29 protein-coding genes and 3 tRNA genes are annotated in these 25,405 nt (G+C 44.9%); 15 read left to right on the forward strand and 17 right to left on the reverse strand.

Annotation, left to right across the window (positions count from 1 at the left end; genetic code table 11):
- Nucleotides 1–7 precede the first annotated feature (7 nt).
- The 3 genes from QTP81_RS09400 (at nt 8) to QTP81_RS09410 (ending at nt 323) form a co-directional block, all read left to right on the forward strand.
- Nucleotides 8–83, forward strand: a tRNA-Gly gene (locus QTP81_RS09400).
- 44 nt (nt 84–127) lie between these two features.
- Nucleotides 128–201 (forward strand) — tRNA-Cys (locus QTP81_RS09405).
- 35 nt (nt 202–236) lie between these two features.
- Nucleotides 237–323 (forward strand) — tRNA-Leu (locus QTP81_RS09410).
- A gap of 13 nt (nt 324–336) precedes the next feature.
- On the opposite strand, the gene QTP81_RS09415 is transcribed toward QTP81_RS09410, so the two are convergent.
- The gene (locus QTP81_RS09415) at nt 337–708 is read right to left on the reverse strand and encodes a type IV pilin protein (protein ID WP_289365095.1); all 372 of its coding nucleotides are present in this window, start codon (nt 706–708) and stop codon (nt 337–339) included.
- Between the two features lie 129 nt (nt 709–837).
- Between QTP81_RS09415 and QTP81_RS09420 the strand changes: the two genes are divergently transcribed.
- The 11 genes from QTP81_RS09420 (at nt 838) to QTP81_RS09470 (ending at nt 9,983) form a co-directional block, all read left to right on the forward strand.
- Nucleotides 838–1,356: a GspH/FimT family pseudopilin gene (locus tag QTP81_RS09420; RefSeq protein ID WP_289365096.1), complete on the forward strand. Its 519-nt coding sequence runs from the start codon at nt 838–840 to the stop codon at nt 1,354–1,356.
- The gene (locus QTP81_RS09425) at nt 1,350–1,985 is read left to right on the forward strand and encodes a prepilin cleavage protein (RefSeq protein WP_289365097.1); all 636 of its coding nucleotides are present in this window, start codon (nt 1,350–1,352) and stop codon (nt 1,983–1,985) included. The genes QTP81_RS09420 and QTP81_RS09425 overlap by 7 nt, the downstream gene beginning before the upstream one ends.
- Nucleotides 1,978–3,108 (forward strand): PilX N-terminal domain-containing pilus assembly protein, encoded by a 1,131-nt coding sequence (locus QTP81_RS09430; RefSeq protein WP_289365098.1) that lies wholly within the window; start codon nt 1,978–1,980, stop codon nt 3,106–3,108. The genes QTP81_RS09425 and QTP81_RS09430 overlap by 8 nt, the downstream gene beginning before the upstream one ends.
- 10 nt (nt 3,109–3,118) lie before the next feature.
- On the forward strand, nt 3,119–5,176 hold the full coding sequence (locus QTP81_RS09435; protein ID WP_289365099.1) for a type IV pilus modification PilV family protein: 2,058 nt from the start codon (nt 3,119–3,121) through the stop codon (nt 5,174–5,176).
- A 73-nt stretch (nt 5,177–5,249) separates the two neighbouring features.
- Nucleotides 5,250–5,453 (forward strand): hypothetical protein, encoded by a 204-nt coding sequence (locus QTP81_RS09440; protein WP_289365101.1) that lies wholly within the window; start codon nt 5,250–5,252, stop codon nt 5,451–5,453.
- 85 nt (nt 5,454–5,538) lie between these two features.
- The gene (locus tag QTP81_RS09445; protein ID WP_289365102.1) at nt 5,539–6,381 is read left to right on the forward strand and encodes a sulfurtransferase; all 843 of its coding nucleotides are present in this window, start codon (nt 5,539–5,541) and stop codon (nt 6,379–6,381) included.
- A gap of 8 nt (nt 6,382–6,389) precedes the next feature.
- On the forward strand, nt 6,390–7,085 hold the full coding sequence (gene cobB / locus QTP81_RS09450) for a Sir2 family NAD+-dependent deacetylase (protein ID WP_289365103.1): 696 nt from the start codon (nt 6,390–6,392) through the stop codon (nt 7,083–7,085).
- Between the two features lie 8 nt (nt 7,086–7,093).
- A complete protein-coding gene (locus tag QTP81_RS09455; protein ID WP_289365104.1) occupies nt 7,094–7,756 on the forward strand; it encodes a LysE family translocator in 663 nt (220 codons plus the stop codon).
- Nucleotides 7,757–7,807: 51 nt separating this feature from the next.
- Nucleotides 7,808–8,539, forward strand: coding sequence for a DUF2189 domain-containing protein (locus tag QTP81_RS09460; RefSeq protein WP_289365105.1), 732 nt, complete (start codon nt 7,808–7,810; stop codon nt 8,537–8,539).
- A gap of 11 nt (nt 8,540–8,550) precedes the next feature.
- On the forward strand, nt 8,551–9,339 hold the full coding sequence (locus tag QTP81_RS09465) for a glucosaminidase domain-containing protein (protein WP_289365106.1): 789 nt from the start codon (nt 8,551–8,553) through the stop codon (nt 9,337–9,339).
- Entirely contained in the window at nt 9,336–9,983 is a 648-nt protein-coding gene (locus QTP81_RS09470) for a DUF2987 domain-containing protein (protein WP_289365107.1), read from the forward strand. The genes QTP81_RS09465 and QTP81_RS09470 overlap by 4 nt, the downstream gene beginning before the upstream one ends.
- A gap of 17 nt (nt 9,984–10,000) precedes the next feature.
- Here QTP81_RS09470 and QTP81_RS09475 read toward each other — a convergent pair whose 3' ends face one another.
- The 13 genes from QTP81_RS09475 to ccoN all read right to left on the reverse strand — a co-directional run bounded on the left by QTP81_RS09475 (nt 10,001) and on the right by ccoN (nt 21,968).
- Nucleotides 10,001–11,125, reverse strand: coding sequence for a GGDEF domain-containing protein (locus tag QTP81_RS09475; RefSeq protein WP_289365108.1), 1,125 nt, complete (start codon nt 11,123–11,125; stop codon nt 10,001–10,003).
- Between the two features lie 126 nt (nt 11,126–11,251).
- Nucleotides 11,252–12,154 carry a patatin-like phospholipase RssA gene (gene rssA, locus QTP81_RS09480; protein ID WP_289365109.1) on the reverse strand — a complete coding sequence of 301 codons (903 nt, stop codon included), beginning with the start codon at nt 12,152–12,154 and terminating at the stop codon, nt 11,252–11,254.
- 17 nt (nt 12,155–12,171) lie between these two features.
- Nucleotides 12,172–13,083 carry a tRNA 2-thiocytidine(32) synthetase TtcA gene (ttcA, locus tag QTP81_RS09485; protein WP_289365110.1) on the reverse strand — a complete coding sequence of 304 codons (912 nt, stop codon included), beginning with the start codon at nt 13,081–13,083 and terminating at the stop codon, nt 12,172–12,174.
- 71 nt (nt 13,084–13,154) lie between these two features.
- Nucleotides 13,155–14,081, reverse strand: a complete 927-nt coding sequence (gene uspE, locus QTP81_RS09490; RefSeq protein WP_289365111.1) for a universal stress protein UspE — start codon at nt 14,079–14,081, stop codon at nt 13,155–13,157.
- A 99-nt stretch (nt 14,082–14,180) separates the two neighbouring features.
- Nucleotides 14,181–14,927 (reverse strand): fumarate/nitrate reduction transcriptional regulator Fnr, encoded by a 747-nt coding sequence (gene fnr, locus QTP81_RS09495; protein ID WP_289365112.1) that lies wholly within the window; start codon nt 14,925–14,927, stop codon nt 14,181–14,183.
- A 31-nt stretch (nt 14,928–14,958) separates the two neighbouring features.
- The gene (locus tag QTP81_RS09500; protein ID WP_289365113.1) at nt 14,959–15,627 is read right to left on the reverse strand and encodes a sulfite exporter TauE/SafE family protein; all 669 of its coding nucleotides are present in this window, start codon (nt 15,625–15,627) and stop codon (nt 14,959–14,961) included.
- Nucleotides 15,620–15,823, reverse strand: coding sequence for a cbb3-type cytochrome oxidase assembly protein CcoS (gene ccoS / locus QTP81_RS09505; protein WP_289365114.1), 204 nt, complete (start codon nt 15,821–15,823; stop codon nt 15,620–15,622). The genes QTP81_RS09500 and ccoS overlap by 8 nt, the downstream gene beginning before the upstream one ends.
- Nucleotides 15,824–15,838: 15 nt before the next feature.
- Entirely contained in the window at nt 15,839–18,226 is a 2,388-nt protein-coding gene (locus QTP81_RS09510; protein WP_289365115.1) for a heavy metal translocating P-type ATPase, read from the reverse strand.
- Entirely contained in the window at nt 18,223–18,717 is a 495-nt protein-coding gene (locus QTP81_RS09515; protein WP_289365116.1) for a FixH family protein, read from the reverse strand. The genes QTP81_RS09510 and QTP81_RS09515 overlap by 4 nt, the downstream gene beginning before the upstream one ends.
- Nucleotides 18,718–18,778: 61 nt before the next feature.
- Nucleotides 18,779–19,732, reverse strand: coding sequence for a cytochrome-c oxidase, cbb3-type subunit III (ccoP, locus tag QTP81_RS09520; protein ID WP_289365117.1), 954 nt, complete (start codon nt 19,730–19,732; stop codon nt 18,779–18,781).
- Between the two features lie 5 nt (nt 19,733–19,737).
- Nucleotides 19,738–19,914, reverse strand: coding sequence for a cbb3-type cytochrome oxidase subunit 3 (locus QTP81_RS09525; protein WP_289365118.1), 177 nt, complete (start codon nt 19,912–19,914; stop codon nt 19,738–19,740).
- 2 nt (nt 19,915–19,916) lie between these two features.
- The gene (gene ccoO, locus QTP81_RS09530; protein ID WP_289365119.1) at nt 19,917–20,522 is read right to left on the reverse strand and encodes a cytochrome-c oxidase, cbb3-type subunit II; all 606 of its coding nucleotides are present in this window, start codon (nt 20,520–20,522) and stop codon (nt 19,917–19,919) included.
- A 12-nt stretch (nt 20,523–20,534) separates the two neighbouring features.
- Nucleotides 20,535–21,968 (reverse strand): cytochrome-c oxidase, cbb3-type subunit I, encoded by a 1,434-nt coding sequence (gene ccoN / locus QTP81_RS09535; protein ID WP_289365120.1) that lies wholly within the window; start codon nt 21,966–21,968, stop codon nt 20,535–20,537.
- A gap of 201 nt (nt 21,969–22,169) precedes the next feature.
- On the opposite strand from ccoN, the gene QTP81_RS09540 reads away from it, so the two are divergent.
- A complete protein-coding gene (locus QTP81_RS09540; RefSeq protein WP_289365121.1) occupies nt 22,170–22,628 on the forward strand; it encodes a hypothetical protein in 459 nt (152 codons plus the stop codon).
- A 2-nt stretch (nt 22,629–22,630) separates the two neighbouring features.
- Here the strand turns inward: QTP81_RS09540 and bfr (QTP81_RS09545) are convergent, their stop codons facing one another.
- From bfr (QTP81_RS09545) to QTP81_RS09555, 3 genes are all read right to left on the reverse strand, one after another.
- Complete coding sequence (bfr, locus tag QTP81_RS09545; RefSeq protein ID WP_289365122.1) at nt 22,631–23,098, reverse strand: bacterioferritin; 468 nt, start codon at nt 23,096–23,098, stop codon at nt 22,631–22,633.
- A 1-nt stretch (nt 23,099) separates the two neighbouring features.
- Complete coding sequence (gene bfr / locus QTP81_RS09550) at nt 23,100–23,576, reverse strand: bacterioferritin (RefSeq protein WP_289365123.1); 477 nt, start codon at nt 23,574–23,576, stop codon at nt 23,100–23,102.
- Between the two features lie 163 nt (nt 23,577–23,739).
- Nucleotides 23,740–25,323 carry a cation:proton antiporter family protein gene (locus tag QTP81_RS09555; protein ID WP_289365124.1) on the reverse strand — a complete coding sequence of 528 codons (1,584 nt, stop codon included), beginning with the start codon at nt 25,321–25,323 and terminating at the stop codon, nt 23,740–23,742.
- Between the last annotated feature and the right edge of the window lie 82 nt (nt 25,324–25,405).

Consider the following 25,405-nt stretch of genomic DNA (forward strand, 5'->3'; position numbering starts at 1 on the left):
GTTGCAAGCGGGAATAGCTCAGTTGGTAGAGCACAACCTTGCCAAGGTTGGGGTCGCGAGTTCGAGTCTCGTTTCCCGCTCCAATTTAACAGTTGGCTTTCTGCAACGTTAGTCCACCTTTAGGTATGGCGGAATGGCAGAATGGCTATGCAGCGGATTGCAAATCCGTGGATCTCGGTTCGACTCCGGGTTCCGCCTCCATACATAAAGGGCAGTTCATACTGCAACCATCCTTAGCCCGGGTGGTGAAATTGGTAGACACAAGGGATTTAAAATCCCTCGCTGGTAACAGCGTGCCGGTTCAAGTCCGGCCCCGGGCACCATTACTCCTAAAGATTACCAGCAAGCGGCAGGGGTTCTGTCCATATTCTGATTTATGTTTAACACCGTGCAGCCAGCATCGTTTAATTGATCGCCGCGAGCTGTTGCTGTAATTGTGTAGGTTGTGGCTGTAACGTTATTAACTGCGAAGGTGTAAAAATCATTCGCCGGCAAGGTTAAATTGCCAACGGCGGCATAGGTAACATTTTCTAACCGGAAGTTCTCTTGCTGTATTTGTAGATGCAGTAACTGTTTTTGCACGTTATCACGGCGTGATTCCATAACCTGATTGTTATAGGATGGGATAGCAATTGCTGCGATAATACCGATGATTGCCACAACAATCATAAGCTCAATCAATGTGAAACCATCTATTTTTCTGCGCATGAATCTTATCTCCTTCCATACCATTTGTGCATTTAAATACTGATAACTGTAAAAATTCAACTAGACTTTGGATGTCTAGGATTAGTATAGAACTAAGTACAATAATTATAGGTATCGATTTTGCGTGGTATGTACAACTCTAAAGGTTTAACGTTACTCGAGCTAGTACTCGTAGTGGCGATTATTGCTCTAGTTGTCACACTCGGTGCGCCTTCCATAATCAATGCACAGCGGGTTATGGCACATAAAGGGGCAGTCGAATCCAGCTATTTTATCCTCCAGTCTGCACGCTCTCAGGCGATAAGCATTAATAATGATGTGACCGTTCAATTTAACGCCGCTGCCCCTTGGTGTATCGGCGTAAGTGACGCTGGTAATTGTGATTGCGCAGTGGCCAATAGTTGTGTGGTAAACGGTGTAGAGCGCGTTCTATCGGGTGAGGATTTCAATAACATTGTGCTGCAAGAGATTAATTTTGGCGGTAATGCATTTACTATCTACGACGGTCAGCGCGGCATGGCTGTAAATAACAGCGGTTCATTTGTACTAAGTGACGGAGCGGCCGAAGCTCGCCTAACGTTAAGTGAAATAGGTCGGCTAACGGTTTGCATGGAAGCCGGCGATTTAGGAGCCTATCCAGCATGCTGATTAAGTCACCGAAAACCCAACGCGGCGCGACCTTATTAGAGTTGTTATTATCTTTGGCGCTAGGCGTTACTGCGATCACGGCTTTAGCCGGACTTGTTGGCTATGGTATGGGGGTTAATGCGAATCTGTTGTCCAGTTCACGCGTTAACGAAGAACTGGGGAATTTAATGTTAATGATCCAGCGTGATGTGCGTCGCGCCGGATATAGTGGTAATACGTTAGCGATGGTTGGCGATCCCGCAGCAAACCCTTCACCATTCGCCAATAGCATTGCGATTGGCGCCTACCCCGGAGAGGCCGCAAACTCGTGTATTTTGTTCAGTTACGACAATGATAATAATGGCGTGCTGGATGCTGTTGCAGGTAATAACGAAAACTTCGGATACAGGCTGCGTGACGGACAGGTAGAAATGCGGGTAAATAGCTTATTGTGTGTTGATGACGGATGGTTGGTTCTATCCGACCCTGACACAATTAATGTGACCGGGTTGACTTTTGTGCTCAATCAAATTGTCGAAAATAATGTCACGTCGAATGAAATCACACTTACGCTACAAGGTGAATTAGCTACTAATAACGCCATTAGTCGTCGCTTCGACTCCAGTTTTGTGGTGCGCAATTATGATTAGACGCAACGTTAAAAGTATTTCGAAAAAGCAACAAGGCGCTATCATGCTAGCGGCCTCTACCTTGCTGTTGGTGCTTATAACGATAGGCACCTTATACACTGGCCAGCTTAAATCAGTAGAACACAAAATTGTGTTAAATACTCAAAATTACAAGCAAGCGTTCGCTGCAGCAGAGGCTGGAGCCATGAAAGCTTTGGGCAGGTTGCATGATGAGCCGCGCTGGAACGGTGCGGTATTCAATGAGGTGTTGGCTAATCAGAGTCAATATTCGGTACAGGGGAATCGTCAGGCGGTGGTGCGTAACACAGCCACCGTGGACGTTGTAACAATAACATCGGTCGGAACGTCTGCCGATGGACTCGCCACAGTAACCATAACTGAACAGGCATTACAATATTCTGTTTTGGCAAACCCGCCGGATGTACCTCTAATCGTCGCTGGCGGCCTGGATGTCAGTGGAAACTTCGAGGTGGCCGCAAACCCCAATGGCGGCGGGCAGGGCGTACCATTGTCAATCTGGACTGATTTAAACGTGGATTTGAATAACGGTAGCGGTACTACCTGTGGGTTACAAGAATTTGAAGATGGTAATTGTAGCTCCTCGCCTTATTCTGAAAAAGGCTTTAAGGATCTCGATATCCTCGATAACGACCCCAATTTTCCTGACGACATGATGGAATACCTGTTTAATGTACCCGACGATGAATGGGCAACATTGCGCAGTGATGCGGATATGATCATCAACGATTGCAATCTACTTAACGCGGCGTCCGAGGGACTTATATGGATGGATGGGCCTTGTACGCTTAATGCGGGAACGATCGTAGGCTCTGTCGCTGACCCAGTTATTTTGATTGTTACTGATGGCGACATCACTATGAACGGTGGTGCTGAAATCAACGGTATGGTGTTTTCATTCAGAAAGCCCGGCGTTGTTGCAGATTTTGAAATCAACATGATTGGTGGTGCATTAGTAAATGGGGTAGTTGCATCAAATCACCCCGTCGGTCATTCAAACGGTACGTACAATTCAGTGTATGACGCCGATGTTTTAGCCCAACTCGAACTCAACGACACGTTTCAACGTGTAGCTCGTATTCCCGGCAGTTGGCGCGATTTTTAGAGAGGTAAGTATGAGAGGTTTTGCCTTAGTAGAAGTAATTGTTGTTGCACTGATTGTTATGATCGGGGTGACGGGTTATGTAACCTTGCAAAGCGAGTATGTTCGCTCGGACTCAAGCATGAATTTGCGTACGGTAGCAATGGAGCTTGCCCAGGAAAAATTGGATGACCTACGTCAGTTTGAAGAATTACAAACCACAGCTGGTGCCATCGCGTTTAATGATATCGCTGATAATCAAGGTGGAGCCATTGCTGCAGGTCCCACTAACATTGCGATTAAGACTGCCGCAGGTCAGACGCACACCTTTGTTCGCTCTTGGCAAGTGGTCGATCAGTACTTCGTCGACACCAACGCCGATGGAACGGCCGATACGTGGTTAAATGCGGGCAATATAGGCCTACCTTTAGTTCTACCTAATTACCCAACTCAAAAAGCGGTTACTGTCAGTGTTTCTTATGTGGGGGCCGATGGCGATGCTAAAGTTGTTTCAGTCGACGGTAATATTGCGCCTATTCCTGTAGGCAGAAGTTTTCAAGCCAACACTGAAACTGATAATGCTAAGCGTCAGCCGCAAGTTTCTTATACACCGGGTGCAGCGCCCGACGTAATTGCTTATGACTTGGGCAATAACGAAAAAATTGAAACGAGTAAACCAGTGCCAGATATCGACAATCAGGGCGAGAACAACGTCGTTCAATTTGAAACAATTCGTTATCTGGAGTTACTCAATCAAACCGATAAGTTGGAACAGGAAGAGTTTCTTACAGTCAATTGTACGTGTGCATTAGCAGGCAATGGTAAGGGGTATACCGCCGCTATGACGGTACTGCAAAACGGTGAGCTTGTCGTGCAACAGGGTGAGGAAGTCACTAAGATGACAGGTGTACCTGCTAATAATCAACAACCGGCTCTTTGTACCCAATGCTGTCGCGATCATCACGATACCGCCACAACCATCGCGAACGAAAACTACTATCGCAGCGAAAATGGTGGCCCGCATAAGCACTATTTTAGAGATAACAGCGGTAATTACTCACTTGCCAGTGGTATTGGTGATAAGTACCACGAAGCGTGTCGATTTAAACGCGTAAACGGTTTCTTTACTTTATATCCCGATTGGCAGCTTATTGATATCGTCGAATTTGATGACAGCTTTTTGTTTACCGGTAGTAATTTGACCGCCTATACCAATTATTCTGAAAACGTCATTGAAAGCGAAATTACAGGTTCAGCAAGACCTGCAAAATTAGCGGGGCGTGATCTTACAGTTCTACCAGGTGGATACCAGCTGATCTCTCGTGGTATCTATCTCGACCGCATGACGTCGGCGCATAAAGCCACAGTAAAAGCGATGATTACCGCGGGCGATCCAGACTGGATCGCGTTCACACCGTTTTACGATATTAATCTAACACTGTTATCAGATTGGTATACTACCACTCCCATCGTAGCGACGGTAACACAAGAAGATATCGAGACCATTGTTGACCCGGTCAATGATTTTTATGGCACTTACAGCCGAGGCCGGCTTGAAGCACTAACCGATGGTGTCACTAAAGTGGCTGTACAAGGGTATGCCTACAATTCCAGTATCACGGGCACGGGCCCAATTTCACCCAGTGAAAAAGCAGGAATACGAATAGATGATTCTATTACGGTGACCGTTGATAGCAAGGCGGGGACCGAAAAGTTCTATGGTCTGGTTGTAGATATCAACTGTATCATCACTTTCAATGGCGTACCTGAAAGCTGTGAAACGAATAACACGAAAAAGGCAAGCTATGTGGATCTAACTGCACTGGTAATAGAGCCGAATCCAAACAATTTCACTTGTACAGTGGATGTCCCTAAAGGTAAGTCAACGCCGTTCATGAACTGTGAAAACGTTTCAGAAAACTATAACGGATATATTGATTTCACATTTGCAAAAGCGGGCTATACCACTGTGATGAAGATACGTCTGCCTGATGGCAGCGTTGTGACCACGAATAGGCTTGATTTGAGCAAACGCTTAACAGCAACGTCTAATCGTGAGTTTGCATTGATTATTGAGTTAGTACCAAATTAAGGAATATGCTTATAACCAATTGACGAATTCGTTTGCTTTGCTATTATTACGGCGTCGTTGAGAGGAGAGAGCGATGGATGCGAGAGATGCGCGGATTGCGCAGCTAGAAAAAGAATGTAGCAATTTGGTCGACAGCCTTACTACGATCCGCATGAAGGAGTGCGTGAAGGATCAAACGTGGGCGCAGTCCGAGCAAGGTGAAATTCTGAAGCGTGCCATTCGACACGCACGAGAGACCCTTGGTGATGACTTTATGTTATCAGAGCCAGAGCGCTAAGTTTCAAAAAGCCCGCATTAGCGGGTTTTTTTATACCTCGATTGACATTACTCTAGGTGAAAACTGCCAATTTTAATGAGTTAATATGCAAAACGGCGTTCCTATCTTCGTTTCCGCACAGTGGTTAAAACACAACCTTAATGATGTAACGCTGCTTTACACCAGGCTTGCAGATATAAAAACCGGCATTGTGGAATCAATGGAGCACAAAATTATTCCCACTGCACGTTTGTTTGACTTTGAAGCTGACTTTGCTGCTACGGAAAGCGTTCTACCCCATACCTTACCCGATGAAGAGCGGTTTACTCAACGTGCCCAACAATTGGGAATAAATACAAACGATCACGTTGTTGTGTATGATTCAACGGGACTCTATGCTGCCCCGCGCGTATGGTGGATGTTTAAAGTCATGGGGTTTAACCGTGTCAGTGTGCTAAGTGGTGGGTTACCCGAATGGTTGGCGACCGGCGAAAACGTCGGGTCTACAGTATATTCACCCCAACGTAGAGGGGACTTTAACGCAGTGTTTCACCCTGAGTTTTACATTGATACCGAATCGCTGATAAGTGGCTTAGAAAAAAAGCAATTGCATGTCGTCGATGCGCGCGCAAAAGAACGGTTTCATGGCCAAGTTCCAGAGCCAAGACCTCATTTACGCGCAGGGCATATACCGAGTGCCCATAATTTACCATTCACGACGCTTGTTGATGAATGGGGGCGAATCAAGTCACCCGATGAAATCAAGCAAATGTTTGACGCACTACAATTAGCACCCAATCAACCAATGGTATTTTCCTGTGGCTCGGGCGTTACTGCATGCATTCTTGCCATAGCTGCTGAGTCTATTGGCATTCACGATTGGCGGGTTTATGATGGTTCTTGGTCAGAATGGGGTGCCAATTGTGCATTACCGGTAGCGTTTGATTAGGATAAATTATGCCAAACATTGTTATTTTAACTGGCGCGGGCATATCCGCCGAGTCCGGTCTTAAAACGTTTCGAGATAATGACGGCCTTTGGGAAAATCATCGTTTAGAAGACGTCGCGACACCTGAGGCATTTGCACGCGATCCCGCTTTGGTTTATCGCTTTTACAACCAACGTCGCGTTCAACTTTTAAATCAAGATGTTCGGCCAAACGCGGCCCATATTGCAATCGCAAAATTGCAGCAGAGGATTGGCAATAAACTCACATTAGTTACCCAAAATGTCGATAATTTACATGAGTTGGCGGGCACTGAAGATGTAGTCCATATGCACGGTGAGTTACTCTCTGCGCGCTGTCTTAAGTCTGGTAAACGATTTGTTACTCACGATAGCTTTGATAGCAATGCTCGCTGCGAGTGTTGCGAGGAGCCTGCTGGTATACGTCCAGATATCGTATGGTTTGGTGAGCAACCCATGTATATGGATTATATCTATAACAAACTAGCAACTGCGGACTGGTTTCTCGCAATTGGCACCTCCGGCAATGTATATCCCGCGGCAGGCTTTGTTGAAGTCGCTAAGATGGCTGGCGCAAAAACGGCTGAATTAAATCTTGACCCAGGTGCAAATGACTATATGTTTGACTACCAACAACAAGGGCTAGCTACTGCCGTGGTCCCCAAATTTCTCTCACAATTTAAATGAGCATGTCCATGAGTGAAGTATTTGCATCTTACTGGGTGGAATTTCTAACCATTGCTGCAGTTCATTTTGTCGCGGTAATTAGTCCCGGACCTGATTTTGCGATAGTCGTAAAGAACAGCGTAAGGTATGGTCGAACTATTGCCTATGCAACGAGTATTGGAATAGGGGTTGGTATCTTATTACACGTTGCCTACTCACTGCTGGGGATAAGCCTACTGATCAAGACAACACCGTGGCTATACACCCTATTCAGTTATGTCGCTGGTGCCTATTTGCTCTTTTTGGCATGGGGAGCTATACGAGCGCAGCCACCACAGGACGGTCATGGCGAGGGAATAACTGCTGTCAATCAAGGTGGCAAGGCTTCGATTAGCTGGATCCGTGCATTTTGGATTGGCTTCTTAACGAATGGCTTAAATCCAAAAGCGACTTTGTTTTTTATGTCGGTGTTTACAGCTGTAATAAGTATTGAAACCCCGCTATCCGTGCAAATTGGCTATGGTATTTACTTGGCGTTTGCAACCGGTCTTTGGTTCTGCACTCTGTCTTATTTGCTAGGCACAAGTCGTGTAGTAGCCTTTGTTGGTGACAAAGGCTACATACTCGACAGAATGATGGGGGTTATGTTGGTGCTACTAGCGCTTAACCTAATCGTTCTTCACCCGCTGTGACCGAAACTAACATCTTGGTATAATGCCTGAAACTGTATTAATAAACCTGACATGTCTGATAATCCAATTGAAAATTCAGCGGCAGTGCAACGAGCGTTGGCAGGCAAAGCTAACATCGATGTTTTTGCTGCACTAAAACAAGCAAATGAGTTGACTAAAGGCTCTTTTGCAACGTTTTCATTCGCGGGCGTTGTTGTACTGGCAATATTTATCGCCGTGTTTGTGCTTGGCACACAATTATTGAATATTGAAATCAACAGCGCTGAAGATATGGCGACGCCAGAGTATTCCCTGCTGAATCTGATCATTATTCTAGTTATGTCACCATTGCTTGCGGGTTTAACCATGATGGGGGTTAACAGAGCGCGCAGAAAGGAAGTGAAAGTGTTAGATGTTTTTCAGTGGATTTCGATCGCGGTTGTTATTGCTCTTGGCGCTCTAATTGTGGCCATTATCGTAGAGATTGGATTACAGCTTTTTATTCTACCCGGTTTGTATTTGGGAATTGCTACCACGTTTACTTCAGCGTTGATCGTCGATAAAAAACTAACAGCTGTCAGTGCTATTGTTCTATCGGTGCGTGTTGTTAATCGATATTTAGGGCAGTTTGTTTTGTTTTTTGTGGTGTCGCTCGGTTTATTTGCATTCGCTGGATTTACGTTAGGCGTTGGCCTAGTGTGGGTGCTTCCTTTGTACTTCAATACCAAGGGTATTTTGTATGAAAATTTATTTGGCGACGCAGATTTTAGCGTAGAGCAAACTGGATCAACGTTCAGTGCTTAATTGAGGTATTTATGACGTTTAAACAGCTAGTTTGGTGGATTTTAGTAACTTTGTTTGTAGGGTTTTCGTTCTTATACCCGTTCATAAACGAGCCTGAAGCTCTCATGCCTCCGCCGCCGATAAAACCTACGTCAACCACTCAAGCGATCCCAGACTTTTCTGCTTACGAGCAAGTGGTTGAAAAGAAACAAGCCTTCTTTGACTATTTAAGACCAGAAGTAGAGCGGCAAAACGACTACTTACTCAATTTGCGTTTGCAAATCCAGAATATGCAGCAAGACTACAATGAGAAAGGCGGGCTCTCTAGCCTTGATGGGAAACGACTGAAGTGGTTGATCGCAGAATATAACATTGAGCCCGACTTATCTATCGATGAGCAATTTGAATTGCTGATGCGTCGCGTTGATATTATTCCTGCTGATTTAGTGCTTGTGCAGGCGGCAAACGAGAGTGCATGGGGCACGTCACGTTTTGCTCAAGAAGGTTACAATTTATTCGGTCTGTGGTGCTTTCGCAAAGGCTGTGGGTTCGTGCCCAGACGCCGTAATAGTGGGGCCAATCATGAGGTCGCTAAATTTGATAACCTTTCCCGTGCTACATACACCTATATGCGTAACCTGAATCGTCACAGGGCGTACACTCAGCTACGCGATATTCGGCGTAAACTGCGCGCCAATCAAAAGCCTATAACGGGGATCGCACTCAGCGAGGGTCTGATGCAATACTCAGAACGAGGTGAAGACTACATTGAAGAGCTTCAGCACATGATTCGAATAAACCGAGAGTATATTACGCTATGAAAATCCAAATTAAATGCGTAATGGCGTTAACAATTGCGCTGATAAGTATACCTGTATTCGCCGAGACTATTGAGTTGCGGTATAAAGACTTCTACAGCCACGTGCGCAAGCTATCCGGTGAGGATACACAAGCGTTGCAATTTGCGTTTGGTTTTCAGCATGTAAGTGAAGCTCGACTCTGTGAATTAACTAGCGCTGAAATTGTGACTCAAAAACAACGGTTACCACTGGCTATTAGCGCGGAAAATCGTTTTACCATCCAATCAGAGAGAGCCCTTAACCTAGCAGATGCAACGGTTGTTTTAGAGACAAGCGATTCGGTTGAACAGTGTGATATGTCAGTGCAATTGGAAACTAAACCTGAATACTTAAAACAATACTATACCAGCGAGGAACTGAGGTTTATCTTTGAGCAATACGCCGCTTTTTTCAATGAGATGGGGAGTTTTCTATCGTTCATGATGCCCCAAGTGGATGGCTTGATGTTACACTTTGACGACCCAGAGTTAGATCACGATATTCGGGACGCACCGTCAATTGTCAACGGAATGTTGCAACTGCGAAGTGACTATTGGCAGGGGAATAAAACCTTAGTTTTGCCAGAGGTACCACTGCGAATAACCGCTAGAACTGACGAGTCGTAAAATTAAAAGAAACAATCTTATTCTTCTGGGTTAACAGCAACATATCGGTTTCGTCCACTGCGTTTAGCTTCGTATAGTGCGCTGTCTGCTCGTTTGATGATGTCCGTGTGATTTAGCGTCGACACAGGAACAGTGCTTGAAGCGCCAACACAGCACGTAATCCTAACCACTTTATCATCGTGCTCAATTTGCATCGACTCCACAGCGTGTCTGATCCGTTCTCCAGTGACTTTTGCACCTTCGGCATCAGTATTAGGTAAAAGCGCTATGAATTCCTCGCCGCCGTAGCGTGCGATGCAATCAGTAGGGCGCTTTAACTCATTAGAAATAACCGCCGCGGTGCGCCTAAGTACCTCATCACCAAACAAATGACCATATGTATCATTGAGCTTTTTAAAGTGGTCTAGGTCAATCATGATGACTGAGATTGGCGCATTCAATCGATAGCTACGCCGCCATTCGTTGTCAAACTCTTCATCAAAATACATCCGATTTTTCAACTGGGTTAATTTATCGGTGGTACTGAGTTGCTCCAGCTCGGTCGCTCGTTCTTCAGCGATCAGATGATTTTTGATCGCCGACCAATAATTTTCGCGCGGATACTTCGACGCTGAAATGATATAGATGTATGAAATTAGGATGGATACTGCGTAAACAGTGTTCAGCGGATCTTGCGAATAATAAAACATAAATAGCGGTGGCACATACAACGCTAGTGGATAGAAAATTCTTAATACATTGGAAATGGCCAGAGCGCTTGCACCACCCATCGCGAATGCTGGCAAGACGATTAACATTAAATGCGATGCATTGTTAGCGGATTCAAAGGTTAACACCCATGCGGTTAAAACTCCCCAATGCAATGCCGACAAGAGTACGCTGAAAATGAGTAAGTGGTAAAGGAGTTGAACATTATCTTCATTAGCATTTTTGATGTAACTCATGTGCGCAATGCGAATCGCCATCATCACGAGCAAGATAATAGAGTTAATCACAACCAACGGGATGCTCATCGCGACAAAATCAAACGCAATAACGAACACAAGCCAAATCGCGCAGTATATATAGATACCCGCTCTGGCTCGCATAGACAGATCAAATAACGCCTGCATCTTCAGTTGTGAGTCTTGGGATAATTTCATATGTCAACAGCATACGTATTAATACCACAAGAATAGGTTGTGGTTATAAAGACTGCAACTTTAAGCATCAAAATCAATAAGTTGATATGCGTTTGAAAGACCTGTCACGGCTAGCCAGGTTGGTCGTTATGACATATTGAGCTGATAGCGAATTTGCTGAGCTAATCGTTCAACGCTCTCTTCGCCACGCTTGGCTAACTGCTCTGCGCGATGAAACTCAAGTAAACCCACGTCTCGTAGTTGTGGCTCAATTAATATATCTGGCGGATCACCAGCGAGGCGCGAACGAGTTACCCTCGCTTGAAGAATCTCTAGCGAGCTACTCATGACACTCATTATACCGGGTACCGATTTTTTTTCTGGTTTAGGGTCTGGTGAAAACCACTGGCGCAACATAGATGTTTGCTGATTCGAGTCTAGAAACTCGTCAGTTTTTTTCTGCATTTTTTGGTGCTCAATACTATTTTGCTCCAACACCTGCGGTCGAAAATCGGCACTAAGGTTAACGGCGATAACAAAGTCAGCCCCAAGCTGTCGGCACAAATTCACTGGAACAGGGTTGACAACAGCACCATCAACAAGGAATCGTTCACCGTGTTCTACTGGAGAAAAAAGCCCAGGAATGGCACAAGAAGCGCGAATCGAATCACCAATTTCACCCGAATTAAATGTAACTTCTCGCCCGCTGTACAGGTCAGTCGCAACCGCAGCAAAGGGTTTTTTCATTTGTTCATAGCTGGGTTTGCAGAAATCTTCAGCAAGCTTATCAAATACCTTTTGACCGTTTGCCAATCCGCCACGGCGAATACCGATCCCTAACAAGCCAAAAACTTGCCACTCGGTGAGGCTGCTTGCCCAAGCTTCGAGTTCCAACAACTTACCACTCGCATAGGCAGCACCTACATATGCACCGATAGAACAACCAGCAACAATGTCGATATTGATACCCATACGCTCAAGCGCTTTAATGATACCAATGTGCGTCCATCCTCTAGCGGCACCAGCGCCCAGTGCAATTCCAATCTTCATTCTTGTTTCACAATCCTTTAATTTAATGAAATGATTTGTGGCTCATCATCGGCACTTATTGACTGCGGCTTTAGCTCAGGCGGATCAAATGCGCGATCACCTTCTCCTGCAAAAGAGGTGTCGGTGGTGATAGTTTTAAAATCAAATAAATCATTATCTGCCAAATGCGAGGGGACAACATTTTGCATGCCCTTAAACATTGACTCAATGCGTCCGGGGAAACGCTTATTCCAATCTTGCAGCATTAGCTTGATGTTTTTACGCTGCAAATTCTCTTGTGAACCGCAAAGGTTACACGGGATAATTGGGAATTCAACAGCATCACTATAGCGCTGAATATCATGTTCGGTGCAATAGGCTAGGGGGCGAATCACCATATGTTCGCCATTATCACTGACTAACTTTGGTGGCATAGACTTTAATTTACCACCGTGGAACATGTTCAAAAATAGAGTTTCTAACATGTCATCTCGATGGTGCCCCAAGGCTATCTTTGTCGCACCTATTTCTTTAGCTGTCCGGTACAAAATACCGCGTCTTAACCGAGAGCAGAGCGAGCACGTGGTTTTCCCCTCGGGTATTTTGTCAGTGACTATGCTGTAGGTGTCTTCTTCAACTATCAGATAGTCGACTCCGACAGAATCCAAATAGCGAGGTAAAACATGTTCTGGGAAGCCAGGTTGCTTTTGGTCTAGGTTGACCGCAGTGATCTTGAAGTCAATGGGGGCAATATTGCGCAAAAACATCAATATATCGAGCATTGTGTAACTATCTTTGCCACCCGAAAGACAAACCATTACATGGTCATCGGCTTCGATCATATTAAAATCTGCGATCGCTTTACCCACGTTTCTCCGCAAGCGCTTTTGTAATTTGTTAAAACTGTAGCGCTTTTTACTGTCGCTAGGCTGTGCGTTTGTGTTACTCATCTAATGCAATTTACAATGACTAAAAACCGCTATTGTAAAGCTTTACGGCAAGGTCGCAAACACTCATATGACTAACTTTTTATCGGCGACTGAAATCCATCCGGTTTGATTGCTAGGACATCACAGTTCAACGCATCAATTACATGTTCAGCCGTATTACCTATTAGTGCCGCTGAAAGTCCGACTCTGCCGATAGTACCAATTACCACCAGTTCGGCATCAATATCAGCCGCGACTGTTGGAATTGCGACTTCAGGTAATCCTTGTTTTACATGCGTAACCTCGGCGTGCACGCCGTGCCGCCCTGCAAAGGCCTGCATTTCCTTTTCATGATGATGCTTAACATTGCTGGTGTAACCTTGAGGGTCAAATTCAGGAATTTCAATCGCTAGGTTGAGCGGGGTTCCAGGATACGCGTTTACGAGGTGTAACCGTGCCCCTAACAACTCGGTTATGAGTTTAGCTGTATTGGTGACCTTGTCATTAAGTGCTTGATGTTGGTTGTCTTCAGTACCGACATTGACTGCAGCGATCACATTGCCATTTTCGGGCCAATCATGCTGCTTGACCATCAATACCGATGTGGGGGATTTGCGCAGTAAATGCCAGTCTGTCGGCGTAAAGATCAGTGAAGCTAAATCATCATGTGAATTTGCTGCCTTAATTATGAGATCGGCCTTTATCTGTATCGCGTGTTTTATTGCGGCAGAATAAACAGAGTTATCCCATACGACACAAGTTTCGACTTCCTCAGGGCTATCATACGTTTTACAGATGTTTTGTAACCACTCGGCTCTATCAGTTAACACGGCCTGACGCATGGCATCGCGCTCTTCATGCGACAGCATTGTGGTCATTTCATAAGAAAAGTCATATATGCACATAAACGCCGTTACCTTAGCTCGTGTTTTGCGAGCTAATAAACAGGCACGTGCTAAGGCAGGTTGTGATTCACTTTCCGGATCAATAACAACGAGTAAGTTTTGATAGGTTGCCATATAACACCTCTGCAAGTAGAGAACACTTTTCAGTGTAATCAGAGTTACAAAGATTGCCAGACAGGAGGTTGCGCCAGATCAACGCAACCGCCAAAAGGATTAATCAATTGAACAAGTGGGGATTTCTGCAGCGTGCAGTTTTTCTTCCATTAAATCGAAGTCGAGAATTGTGATAAGTTTACCGTCGACAGCGATGATGCCGTTATTTTGAAAACGCGTTAACAAGCGACTGATGGTTTCAACCGTCAACCCTAAGTAGTTGCCGATCTCATTGCGTGTCATAGTGAGATTGAATTGTTTCGGTGAAAAACCACGCTCTTCAAAACGCTTGGATAAATGCGCAATAAAGTACATCAAACGCTCCTCAGCCGTGCGTTTGTTGAGCAACATCATCAAGTCGTGGTCTTGCTTTATTTCAGCACTCATAAAACTCATGATTTGCTTACGCAACTTGGGGAATCTGGCTGACATTTCATCAAGGGTATCGTAGGGGAGCTCACATACCATGGCTGTTTCCAGCGCTTGGCAATAACTCTGGTGTTGCTGCTCGCGCAGGGCGTCAAAACCAATAATATCGCCAGGGAAGTGGAATCCAATCACTTGCTCTTCGCCATCTTCATCGCTGATAAAAGACTTAAATGACCCCGAGCGCACAGCAAATAACGAGTGAAACTTATCGCCTGCTTTGATCAGCTTGTCGTGTTTGTGTAATGGTTTTTTACGCTCAATGATGTCATCAAGAGAAACCATCTCCTCTTCGTTAAGGGCGAGAGGCAAACACAAGTGACTAAAACTACAGGTTTGGCAATGAATCGACAGGTCGTTACGACCTAGCTTATTCGGCATAACACGCCTACAAAAAAAGTATTAAAACAGATCAATTTATATTCTTAAATAGCGTAAAAATCAAGTAGAGCCCAAAACTTACAAGCAACACAGCAATCAGTTGGCGGGTTATATGATGACGAAAAACAACGCTAGCTGACTTTGCACCGAAACTCACCGCTAACATAGCGGGCAGGGTGCCTGCACCAAAGGCTAACATAACCAGTGCTCCTCTAGACCAGCTTCCCGTGGTAAGTGCCCAACTCAGTGTTGAATAGACTAAACCGCAGGGTAAAAAACCCCACACGGCGCCGTATGCAATTGAATGTAATGGCGTTTTGAACGGGACAAAACGCTTGGCCAGCGGTTGAAACTGCCGCCAAACGACACCTCCTAGCTGCTCAAGGCGACTCAATCCCATGTACCATTGGCCGATATAGCACCCAAGCAATATGAGTAACACTGCACTCAACGCACTTAACACAGAAAAACCGAATGGACTCGCATGGGTTGCAATACTGCCAATCGCGCCAGCTAGCGCACCTGCTGCTGCATAACTAAATATACGACCAAAGTGGTAGGCTAAGGTATACGCATAAGAGTGCTTTCCCGCTGGTACTGCTGACTGCAAGGCTAACGTAATTCCACCACACATGCCAAAGCAATGCACGCCGCCCGCGAGTCCTATAACAAACGCTGCGAATAAGCCTATGTCACTCACTGCGTGACTCGAGGTCTTTCTTGCGTTGCTCAGCCAAGGCTTTTTCCTCTGGCGGTAAATCGTCGTCAAACAGAATGTTATATCCTTGACGCTCTAAATCTTCAAACTGATTTGACTTCACAGCCCAAAAAAACACTGCGACTGCTATGGCGACAATAATTACAGCGATAGGGATAAGGACATAAATAATAGTCATCAACAAATACTCACATTAACGCAGCAGTCGAGTCGAGTTCATCACAACAATTACGGAACTCAAAGACATACCTAACGCTGCCATCCATGGTTCTAGTACACCACTGACGGCGAAGGGTAACACCAGCACATTATATCCCAAGGCCCAAAGGATATTTTGTTTGATTTTCAACTTAGTTTTGTCAGCCAGTGTGAACAGTTGTGGTAATGCGGAAATACTCTCATTGAGTAACACTACGTCAGCTGAACTTTTGGCCAAATCGGTAGCATTGCCGACAGCCACTGATATATCGGCTTTGGCTAAGACAGGAGCGTCGTTAACACCGTCACCAAGCATCATAATATGCTTACCTGCGGTTTGTTGGGTGGTCACGTAATTCAGTTTATCTTGCGGTGACTGTTTGGCTAAGTAATCATTGAGTGCAAGTGATGAAGCAACGGCTTCAACATTGGGCTGAGTATCTCCGCTTAACAGAACCTTTTGAACTACGGGAATGCGTCGTAGTGTGTCGTCAACTGCAGCTTTTAACGTGTCATTTAACCAAAATATCGCGATAATGTTATCGTCTTTTGACAACCAAACACTGGCTTGTTCTAGCGCTTTATTGTCTATTGCTGTTACTTGGGTTCGCGCATGGGTACCAATAAACCTTTCAGCACCCATCCTATAGTGATGCCCCGAAATATCACCAGCGATGCCACCACCGATAGTCGTCGCATAATTCTCTACTTGGAGTGGCTTATCGGTACTAAACGCCGCGGCAATAGGGTGCTCAGAGCGCATTTCAAGTGATGCGGCAATCTGCATTACTTCAGCAGAATCAATGTCCGGTGCATGCCACTGTTGAGTAATTGAAAAGCGGCCTTCAGTGAGGGTGCCAGTTTTATCCAATACCAAGGTGTCAATTTGTGTTATTTGCTCGAGAGCGTCAGCGCGCTTTAATATGACGCCGTTGTTATTAAGCTTTGCCATAGCGCACGTAAGTGCAGATGGGGTTGCTAGGCCGAGTGCGCACGGACAAGTTGCTACCAACACTGAAATAGTAATCCAAAACGCTTCCGAGTTTCCTTGCCATGTCCAATAGGAAAATGTCAGTCCTGAGATCACGAGGACTGCAGTAACAAAATAACGCGATAACTTATCGGCAATCTGAGCAATTTGAGGTTTAGTCGCCATTGCGGTTTCTTGCATACGCACAATCTGATTAACCATTGCATCTTTCAAGCTACGGGTCACTTTGACCGTAATCGTACCCGATAGATTAACGGTTCCGCCAAAGACACGGTTACCAGGTGCTTTTGTTGCAGGCGCAAATTCGCCGTTTAACATAGCTTCATTAACTTCGCTTTCACCTTCGACTACCCGACCATCCACAGGGATTGTCTCGCCCGCCTTTACGAGTACTAATTGTCCGGGTTTTAATTGTTTCGCTAATACCGTCGTCACTTCCTGTTCTTGTACCAAGCTGGCAGACACAGGGATATATTGCAGCATGTTAGAAGAATAGAGTGCTGCTTTGTGCCTTGCGCGATGCTCTAATGCTCGACTGAGTAATAAGAAGAAAATAAACATACAAATGGATTCAAAGTACACTTCACCCACTTCTAAAAACGTTGCTTTGATCCCCGCTATATACGTACCAAAAATTGCGATAGTAACTGGGACGTCCATGTTGACAGTTTTCGCTGATATTGCTTTGAATGCACTGACGTAAAAAACACTGCCTGAATACAGAACCACCGGTGTGGTTAACACCAAGCTAATCCAATAAAAATACTGGCGAGTTTCGGCTTCGATATTACCGAACAAATCAAAATACAATCCCATCATTAGCATCATAACTTGCATCGTCATAATGCCAGCTAGGCCGACTTTTTTTAAAAAGGACTTTTGTTCGCGTTTAAACATGTCCTCGTGTTTATCTTGCTGAAATGGCGAGGCGCGATAACCAATTCGCTGGAAAGTACTAAGTATTTGACTCAGCTTTGTTTCTTCGGGCGCAAAATCAACCAATGCTCGGCGCGTAGAGACATTCACGGCGATGCGCTTGACGCCAGCGACCTTCGCCATTTGTTTCTCGATCAACCAACCACAAGCGGCGCAGGTGATACCCTCGACGGTAAGCTGTACTTGTTTGTGTTGCTGATTATCGAAAACAAATTCCTCTTGTACTTCTGGTTTGTCATAAATTGACAATTTCACCATTGTTTCATCCAGCAATTCATCGCCTTTGGATGCGGGTTCAGTACGGAATTTGTAATAGTCTGCCAAACCGTTATCTACGATTGCTTGAGATACAGCATGACAACCTGGGCAACACATGTGGTGTGTTTCACCATCGATTTGAACAGGGTATTTATGACCTTCGGTGTTGGGAAGGCCACAGTGAAAACATTGACTCAAGGGGCAAACCGTATTTCAGTTTGTTGCGGGAGACCAACGACTTGCTGAATTTTCCAGCTTTCATCCATGGGTAATAACGTAATTCGCCATTTTCCCGTTAGGTCTTCGTTTATAACGCCACGAAAAACGCCGGTGGCATCAGCAGTCAGTAAGACCTCAACATCGCGTTCGTGCAGGGTTACGTGGTACAAACTGAGCTTTAACGCAGTATTATCGCGTGGTAAACCACTAATAAAGCGCAAACTAACGGTGCCATTTTCAGTAATGGTAAGGCCAGTGACTATGCGCATTTCTTTTGCTTGTTGAATCTTGTCTAAACGCGCGTTAATGGCTCGTCCTTCCTTATAGTAATCGTCAACTACTAGACTATCAGTAGTATTAGTTGCTAGGTGTAAAACAAAAAAACCAACAATAAATGAGGAAAGCGGCACTGATATCAAAAACCACGGCCAAAACTGCTTATACCAAGGTGTGACTTTTGTTCGTTGCATATTCTAATCTTATCCCATAAAAAAGCCCCGCGAAAACGGGGCTGATTATCTCACTAATTTTTTACTTATTCGATAAGCTATAAACGTACGTTGCAACAACGTGAATCTTATCTTCGCCTAAGGTTTTATCAAAAGCAGGCATTACACCGTTACGACCGTAGTTAAGTGTTTCGGTTACACCTTCTAACGTGCCGTCGTATAGCCAGATTTGATCGGTCAAGTTTGGCGCACCAAGCAATTGATTACCTTTGCCATCCATTCCGTGACAAGCTGCGCAAGCAGCAAAACGGGCTTGACCTGCTGTTTTCAAACTTTGGTCTACTTCTCGACCACTCAGGCTAAGCGTGTAAGCGACAACTTCTTTAATACCTTGCTCGCCAAATGCATCCAACCAGCCGGGCATTTGACCGCTGCGGCCGAGGACCAAGGTCTCTTTAATTTTGTCGCCAGAGCCACCGTATAACCAGTCGTCGTCCGTCAAGTTGGGGAAGCCGCCATTTTGACCACGTGCATCTGAGCCATGGCACTGTGCACAGTTTTGCAAGAATAAACGCTGACCGATTTTAACCGCTTCTTCGTTGTGCATTAACTCTTCTACCGGTACTTTGGCGTACTCTTCGAAGATTGGATCAAAACGTTCGTTAGCGAACTTAATTTCGCGATCGTACTGAACCAGTGCACCAGAATCGATAGCCGCTTGCTGCTTAGCTTGTGATTCTTCAAGGCTAAGTACCCCTTGGTTTGAGCTCGTCCAGCCCAAGATGCCTTTGTATGCACCAAGGCCAGGGTAGAGCGCTAAGTACAACAAGCCCCAACCGATGACGATATAGAATAAAATTGTCCACCAACGAGGCAACGGGTTGTTGATTTCGATGATGCCATCGAATTCATGTCCCATGCTCTCGCCTTCTTCTACGCCAGTATTATTAGATAAACACCATCTTAGTAGCAGGAAACAACCTGCAATACATCCCAAGGTGATTACTGAAATCCAAATTGTCCAAAACATACTCATTAGTTTTAAGACTCCTGTTTATTATCTTTTGCGTTCTTTTTGTCTTCTTCATCGGCAAACACTAGGTTTGCTGCTTCGTCAAATTTGGCTTTGTTGCGACTGCTAAAAGCCCAGAAGACGATGCCGATGAAAGCGACGAATACGATGACAGTAAATATGCTGCCGATTACACCTTGATCCATAACTATTTCAGATGAGTTCCAAGTGATTGAAGATAGGCAATCAAGGCTTCCATTTCGGTTTTGCCTTGGACCGCTGCTTTAGCGCCTGCGATATCTTCGTCTGTGTAAGGCACGCCTAAATCTTTAAAGATTTGCAACTTCGCACCGGTTTTCTCGCCAGTCAGGATATTGTCTTGCAACCATGGGTAACCTGGCATATTGGATTCTGGAACTACGTCACGTGGATTGATTAAGTGAACGCGGTGCCACTCATCACTATAACGCTGACCGACTCGAGCTAGGTCTGGCCCAGTGCGTTTAGAGCCCCACAAAAACGGACGCTCCCAAACAGACTCACCAGCAACCGAGTAATGGCCGTAACGTTCAGTTTCAGCGCGGAAAGGGCGAATCATTTGGCTGTGACAGCCTGAACAACCCTCGCGGATATAGATGTCGCGACCTTCCATTTCTAATGCAGTGTAAGGACGCAACCCAGTAACAGGTTCCATTGTTTGTTGTTGGAACATCAATGGTGTGATTTGCACCATTGCACCGAAACTAATAGCGACCAAGATAAGAATCGTGAGTAAGCCTACGTTCTTTTCAATTAACTCATGTGGATTTGCCATTCTCGATGCTCCTTATGCTGCTTGAGCTTCTGGCTCTGGGCCAAAGCTTTCTTTAGGGGCGCGGATAGTCTTATAAGCGTTGTATGCCATAATCAACATACCCACTACGATGAACACACCACCAATGAAACGCACTATGTAGAATGGTTTAGACGCTTCTAGCGACTCAACGAAGCTGTAAGTCAGAGTACCGTCTGGGTTAACAGCACGCCACATAAGACCTTGAAGAACACCCGAAATCCACATTGCTACGATATACAGAACTACCCCAATAGTTGTTAGCCAGAAGTGCACATTAATCAAGCTAGTTGAATACATGCCGCGCTGACCGAATAATACTGGAATTAAGTGGTAGACCGAGCCGATAGAAACCATTGCAACCCAACCAAGTGCTCCTGAGTGTACGTGACCAACGGTCCAGTCGGTATAGTGTGAAAGGGCATTAACTGTTTTGATACTCATCATTGGGCCTTCAAAGGTAGACATACCGTAGAAAGACAATGAAACAATAAGGAAACGTAGTACTGGGTCAGTACGTAATTTATGCCAAGCACCTGAAAGCGTCATGATACCGTTAATCATACCCCCCCAAGATGGAACGAAAAGAATCAATGACATCACCATACCTAATGACTGAGTCCAGTCGGGTAGTGCAGTGTAGTGAAGGTGGTGAGGGCCGGCCCAGATATACAATGAAATAAGTGCCCAGAAGTGCACAATCGATAGACGATATGAATAAACAGGGCGTCCAGCTTGCTTAGGTACAAAGTAGTACATCATGCCTAAGAAACCAGCAGTCAAGAAGAAGCCTACCGCGTTGTGTCCATACCACCACTGCATCATTGCATCTACCGCACCCGCATAGAGTGAATATGATTTAGTGAACGACAGTGGAATAGCCATACTATTACCGATATGTAGCACCGCTACTGTCAGCATGAATGCGCCTAGGAACCAGTTCGCTACATAAATGTGCGATGTCTTTCGAATTACCATGGTGCCGAAGAAGTTGATGATATAAGCCACCCATACTAGGGCGATTAAAATATCGATAGGCCACTCTAGCTCAGCGTACTCTTTACCACCCGTGATACCCAACGGTAGTGTTACAACGGCGCTAAGGATAACGACCTGCCAACCCCAGAAGGTGAAGGCCGCTAGCTTGTCACTAAACAAGCGTACCTGACAGGTTCTCTGCACGATGTAATACGAGGTCGCAAACAGGGCGCAACCACCAAAGGCAAAGATAACTGCGTTAGTATGGAGAGGACGAAGTCTGGAGTAGGTTAACCATGGGAGGTCAAAGTTTAATGCTGGCGCAAATAACTGCGCTGCAAGTAAAACTCCAACGGTCATCCCGATGATACCCCAGATGATGGTCATCACGGTAAATTGCCGCACTACTTTATAGTTGTAGTCTGGCTGTGCTTGGCTGATTTCACTCATTTAACGGATCTTCCACTGCAATTGTAAAAACGTGTATTCTCAAAAAACTCAGCGCTTTAGTTGTTTTTATTGGCGCCAAGCCAAATTTTGACGGTGCGATAATAATGCTTTTAAATACATAAAGATACCAAAAGCATGTTTCAGTTGATCTCGGTCAATAAACGCTATTCAAACGTAAACTCAAGGTTAAAAATACGTTAAATGACGATGCAAAAATATACAGTTTTAAGTGCCACTATAATTTTATCTATAATAGCATTTATATATATAAATATTGCGGTTCAAACTGACGACTCGCTAACGTCTGATGCTCTTACTATAGCAGGACTGAATGGATGTTCTATTCAAAATAACTACTGTGAATTTGCGCTTGATCAACAAAATTTCGAAGTAAGCCTGCCAGAAGGCGCAAAAATTGAAGAAGAATCGTTTGTGAACATAACCTCTAACCAAGGGTTTGTGATCGAAGCTATTTGGATCGAGGGCGTCAACATGTATATGGGCCGCTCACCGGTGATTGCAGAGATAATTGAGGATACGCGTTTTAACGGCTTATTTTTCTTAGGTAGTTGCAATACTGCAAAAATGGAATGGGTTATGAAAATACAGCTGGCAAAAAAAACGCACCCAGTAGAGGTGCGCTTTTCAACATCGATGTAAGCTTACATCTGTGATTGTAAATAATTAGGTAAGCCTAACCGCTTAATGAGTCCGAGTTGCTGCTCTAACCAGTACGCGTGATCCATTTCTGTATCGTCGAGCAACACCATCAGCATATCGCGTGTCACGTAATCTTCTTCACGCTCAGCAAGCGCTATTACTTCTTTGAGCTTGGCATCAACTTCGTACTCTACGCGCAAATCACTTTCAAGCATCTCGGGAACGTCTTTGCCTACTTTGAAGCCCACTCGAGTTTGCATGTCTGGTGTACCTTCTAAAAACAGCATGCGCTCGATAAGCTTTGTGGCGTGGCCACGCTCATCGTCGAATTCATGATTAATTCGCTCATACAGCTTGTTCAAGCCCCAATCGAGGTACATCTGTGAATGAATAAAATATTGATCCATTGCGGCTAACTCATAACCCAAAAGCTCGTTTAATCCGTCAATTATATTTTGCTTACCTTTCATTTTATTCTCCTTCCTCGACTTGCGTCTGTAAGTAGTTTTCGAGGCCTAACGCTGAGATTTGGTATTGCTGGGTCTCAAGCCAATCTACATAGTCTTCTTCGTACTCAAGAATGTCTTCAAGTATATCGCGGCTCACGTAGTCTTGCTGCTCTTCACACAACGCGATTGCTCGCTTTAACAGTGGAAGTTGCTCCAACTCAAAATCCATATCGCACTGCAACATCTCTGGCGTGTGCTCGCCAATGTATAGCTTGCCCAATTTTTGTAGATTGGGAAGGCCTTCTAAGAACAAGATGCGCTCGATAAGGGCGTCAGCTTGTTTCATGTCTTTGATTGATTTTTTGTAGGCTGCACTGTTGAGGCGTTCAAGGCCCCAGTTTTTGTACATTCTGGCGTGTAAGAAGTATTGGTTGATTGAGGTCAACTCACAAGTGAGGACCTCATTGAGCACAGCGATTACCGAGCGATTGCCTTGCATTTATTTAATCCCAATGTTTAATTTAGTGAAGAAGTATAGAACATCGCGTGATTAAAACAAGAAAAACCTTTAAAATCAGATAGATGCATAATGATAATGGTTATCAATACGACCATTGTTTTTGTTTGGCTCAATCATTAACCCGTGTAATTGGTTGAACGGATTATTGGGTCATTAACTCGCGATCTTCAACGAAAGCGAGGCTCTCTTCAGCAAAACCTAACCCCGCTTCTTTGAAGAAATTAAACACCTTGTCTACACCGTTGTTGCGCAGTACTTCAACTTCGTCCTCATATCGCGCGATCGCCGCAATCTTGCCGCTAAAATTAACCGTACGTAATTGTTGCGCGATATTAATTGAATCCTCGATAGAGGGGAGGGCTAACATCACCAACTTGACATGACTTACGTCCAAGCTTTCCCATAAATCGGCGTCTTCACCATCACCGGTAATGACCTTCAAGCCCTGTTTCTCGAGCTTATGAATCTTACTGCGATCTGCATCCATACCCCATACAGCTCCATCAGCGAGCTTGTTAAGTGAAGAAAACGCGCCTAAACCCACACGTCCCATACCGACAACTAAAAATTGACATTGCTCAAGCGTAGGGTATCGATCCTCTGGTAATCGCGTGGACTTCTCTAGACGTTTAAGCTGATTGTTAAAGCGACCGTACAGATTATGTGCTGACCGATATACGATACTGGTCAGTACAAACGACAGTGATACCGCTAGTGCAATAATCACTAACCATTCTGCCGTCAACATATCGAGGGTCACAGCGAGCGCCGCTACAATTAATCCGAATTCACTAAAATTGGTCATCACCATACCCGTGAGAAAACTGGTGCGGGCACGTAGTCTAAGAATCGACAGAATTGCGTAAAACAAAAAGTACTTAAGTGGCAACAGCACAGCTATGACCAAAGCAATACCAAACATCTCCAAAGTAGGTAAAGCCGTTAAGCCGATACTGATGAAGAAGCCGATCAAAAATAAGTCTTTGAAGCTCAAGAGCGATTTTGCCATCTCAACGGCTTTGAAATGCGAGGCTAACAGTAATCCCATAACCAAGGCGCCCAGGTCACCTTTAACACCAACAAGCTCAAATAACTGGTAGCCGCCAAGCGCAAAAATTAAACCAGTTAAGGGTAGCAGCTCACCGTGTCCCGACTTGGTGATCACTTTGCCAAAAACAGGGGCCATCGGCAGCAATAACACCAAAGCCAATGCCCAAATTTCCGGTAACTTACCCGTGGCAACAACCAAGAAAATGACCGCGAAGATATCTTGCATGACTAGAATGCCCATGGCGACTTTGCCGTGTCTAGTTTTGCTTTCACCGCTTTCCTCTAACACCTTCATCACGCAGACAGTACTTGAGAAACTCAACGCAAAACTAATCAGCGCGATAGTTTGCCAGCTAACGTCACTGAAGTAGGCTAACCCGAGGATTGAAAGCGCAGTGAATATTAGGCCGGCTATCACAATCCATAAGCTAGTATGCAAGATACTTCCCAGCCAAACTTCACGCTTAGCCAGATCGCGCATATTGAGTTTAAGGCCGATTGTGAAAAGCATTATGGTAATACCGAGATCGGCCAATTGCTGAATGGTTGCGTTGGCCTCATAGCCAGCGAAATGCAAAATAAACCCAGCTAATAAGTATCCAACTAAGGGCGGAATACCCACTAACTTTACGGTTAATCCGCAAACAAAAGCAAACAGCAGAATAATATAATCCATAAATTAGATTGTAGTGCTCAATGGTGATGATGACTGTGATTGTGTAAGAAAAAGCCCGCACTTGTAAATAGTTGGCGGCACT

This window comes from Neoalteromonas arenosi, from assembly GCF_030362855.1.
Classification (GTDB): Bacteria; Pseudomonadota; Gammaproteobacteria; order Enterobacterales; family Alteromonadaceae; genus Alteromonas_E; species Alteromonas_E arenosi.

What these genes read in the sequence shown, in the direction of transcription:
- QTP81_RS09415 (WP_289365095.1), bottom strand. Translation starts at nt 708, where the DNA reads ATGCGCAGAAAAATAGATGGTTTCACATTGATTGAGCTTATGATTGTT.
- QTP81_RS09420 (WP_289365096.1), top strand. Translation starts at nt 838, where the DNA reads ATGTACAACTCTAAAGGTTTAACGTTACTCGAGCTAGTACTCGTAGTG.
- QTP81_RS09425 (WP_289365097.1), top strand. Translation starts at nt 1,350, where the DNA reads ATGCTGATTAAGTCACCGAAAACCCAACGCGGCGCGACCTTATTAGAG.
- QTP81_RS09430 (WP_289365098.1), top strand. Translation starts at nt 1,978, where the DNA reads ATGATTAGACGCAACGTTAAAAGTATTTCGAAAAAGCAACAAGGCGCT.
- QTP81_RS09435 (WP_289365099.1), top strand. Translation starts at nt 3,119, where the DNA reads ATGAGAGGTTTTGCCTTAGTAGAAGTAATTGTTGTTGCACTGATTGTT.
- QTP81_RS09440 (WP_289365101.1), top strand. Translation starts at nt 5,250, where the DNA reads ATGGATGCGAGAGATGCGCGGATTGCGCAGCTAGAAAAAGAATGTAGC.
- QTP81_RS09445 (WP_289365102.1), top strand. Translation starts at nt 5,539, where the DNA reads ATGCAAAACGGCGTTCCTATCTTCGTTTCCGCACAGTGGTTAAAACAC.
- cobB (WP_289365103.1), top strand. Translation starts at nt 6,390, where the DNA reads ATGCCAAACATTGTTATTTTAACTGGCGCGGGCATATCCGCCGAGTCC.
- QTP81_RS09455 (WP_289365104.1), top strand. Translation starts at nt 7,094, where the DNA reads ATGAGTGAAGTATTTGCATCTTACTGGGTGGAATTTCTAACCATTGCT.
- QTP81_RS09460 (WP_289365105.1), top strand. Translation starts at nt 7,808, where the DNA reads ATGTCTGATAATCCAATTGAAAATTCAGCGGCAGTGCAACGAGCGTTG.
- QTP81_RS09465 (WP_289365106.1), top strand. Translation starts at nt 8,551, where the DNA reads ATGACGTTTAAACAGCTAGTTTGGTGGATTTTAGTAACTTTGTTTGTA.
- QTP81_RS09470 (WP_289365107.1), top strand. Translation starts at nt 9,336, where the DNA reads ATGAAAATCCAAATTAAATGCGTAATGGCGTTAACAATTGCGCTGATA.
- QTP81_RS09475 (WP_289365108.1), bottom strand. Translation starts at nt 11,125, where the DNA reads ATGAAATTATCCCAAGACTCACAACTGAAGATGCAGGCGTTATTTGAT.
- rssA (WP_289365109.1), bottom strand. Translation starts at nt 12,154, where the DNA reads ATGAAGATTGGAATTGCACTGGGCGCTGGTGCCGCTAGAGGATGGACG.
- ttcA (WP_289365110.1), bottom strand. Translation starts at nt 13,083, where the DNA reads ATGAGTAACACAAACGCACAGCCTAGCGACAGTAAAAAGCGCTACAGT.
- uspE (WP_289365111.1), bottom strand. Translation starts at nt 14,081, where the DNA reads ATGGCAACCTATCAAAACTTACTCGTTGTTATTGATCCGGAAAGTGAA.
- fnr (WP_289365112.1), bottom strand. Translation starts at nt 14,927, where the DNA reads ATGCCGAATAAGCTAGGTCGTAACGACCTGTCGATTCATTGCCAAACC.
- ccoS (WP_289365114.1), bottom strand. Translation starts at nt 15,823, where the DNA reads ATGACTATTATTTATGTCCTTATCCCTATCGCTGTAATTATTGTCGCC.
- QTP81_RS09515 (WP_289365116.1), bottom strand. Translation starts at nt 18,717, where the DNA reads ATGCAACGAACAAAAGTCACACCTTGGTATAAGCAGTTTTGGCCGTGG.
- ccoP (WP_289365117.1), bottom strand. Translation starts at nt 19,732, where the DNA reads ATGAGTATGTTTTGGACAATTTGGATTTCAGTAATCACCTTGGGATGT.
- QTP81_RS09525 (WP_289365118.1), bottom strand. Translation starts at nt 19,914, where the DNA reads ATGGATCAAGGTGTAATCGGCAGCATATTTACTGTCATCGTATTCGTC.
- ccoO (WP_289365119.1), bottom strand. Translation starts at nt 20,522, where the DNA reads ATGGCAAATCCACATGAGTTAATTGAAAAGAACGTAGGCTTACTCACG.
- ccoN (WP_289365120.1), bottom strand. Translation starts at nt 21,968, where the DNA reads ATGAGTGAAATCAGCCAAGCACAGCCAGACTACAACTATAAAGTAGTG.
- QTP81_RS09540 (WP_289365121.1), top strand. Translation starts at nt 22,170, where the DNA reads ATGACGATGCAAAAATATACAGTTTTAAGTGCCACTATAATTTTATCT.
- bfr (WP_289365122.1), bottom strand. Translation starts at nt 23,098, where the DNA reads ATGAAAGGTAAGCAAAATATAATTGACGGATTAAACGAGCTTTTGGGT.
- bfr (WP_289365123.1), bottom strand. Translation starts at nt 23,576, where the DNA reads ATGCAAGGCAATCGCTCGGTAATCGCTGTGCTCAATGAGGTCCTCACT.
- QTP81_RS09555 (WP_289365124.1), bottom strand. Translation starts at nt 25,323, where the DNA reads ATGGATTATATTATTCTGCTGTTTGCTTTTGTTTGCGGATTAACCGTA.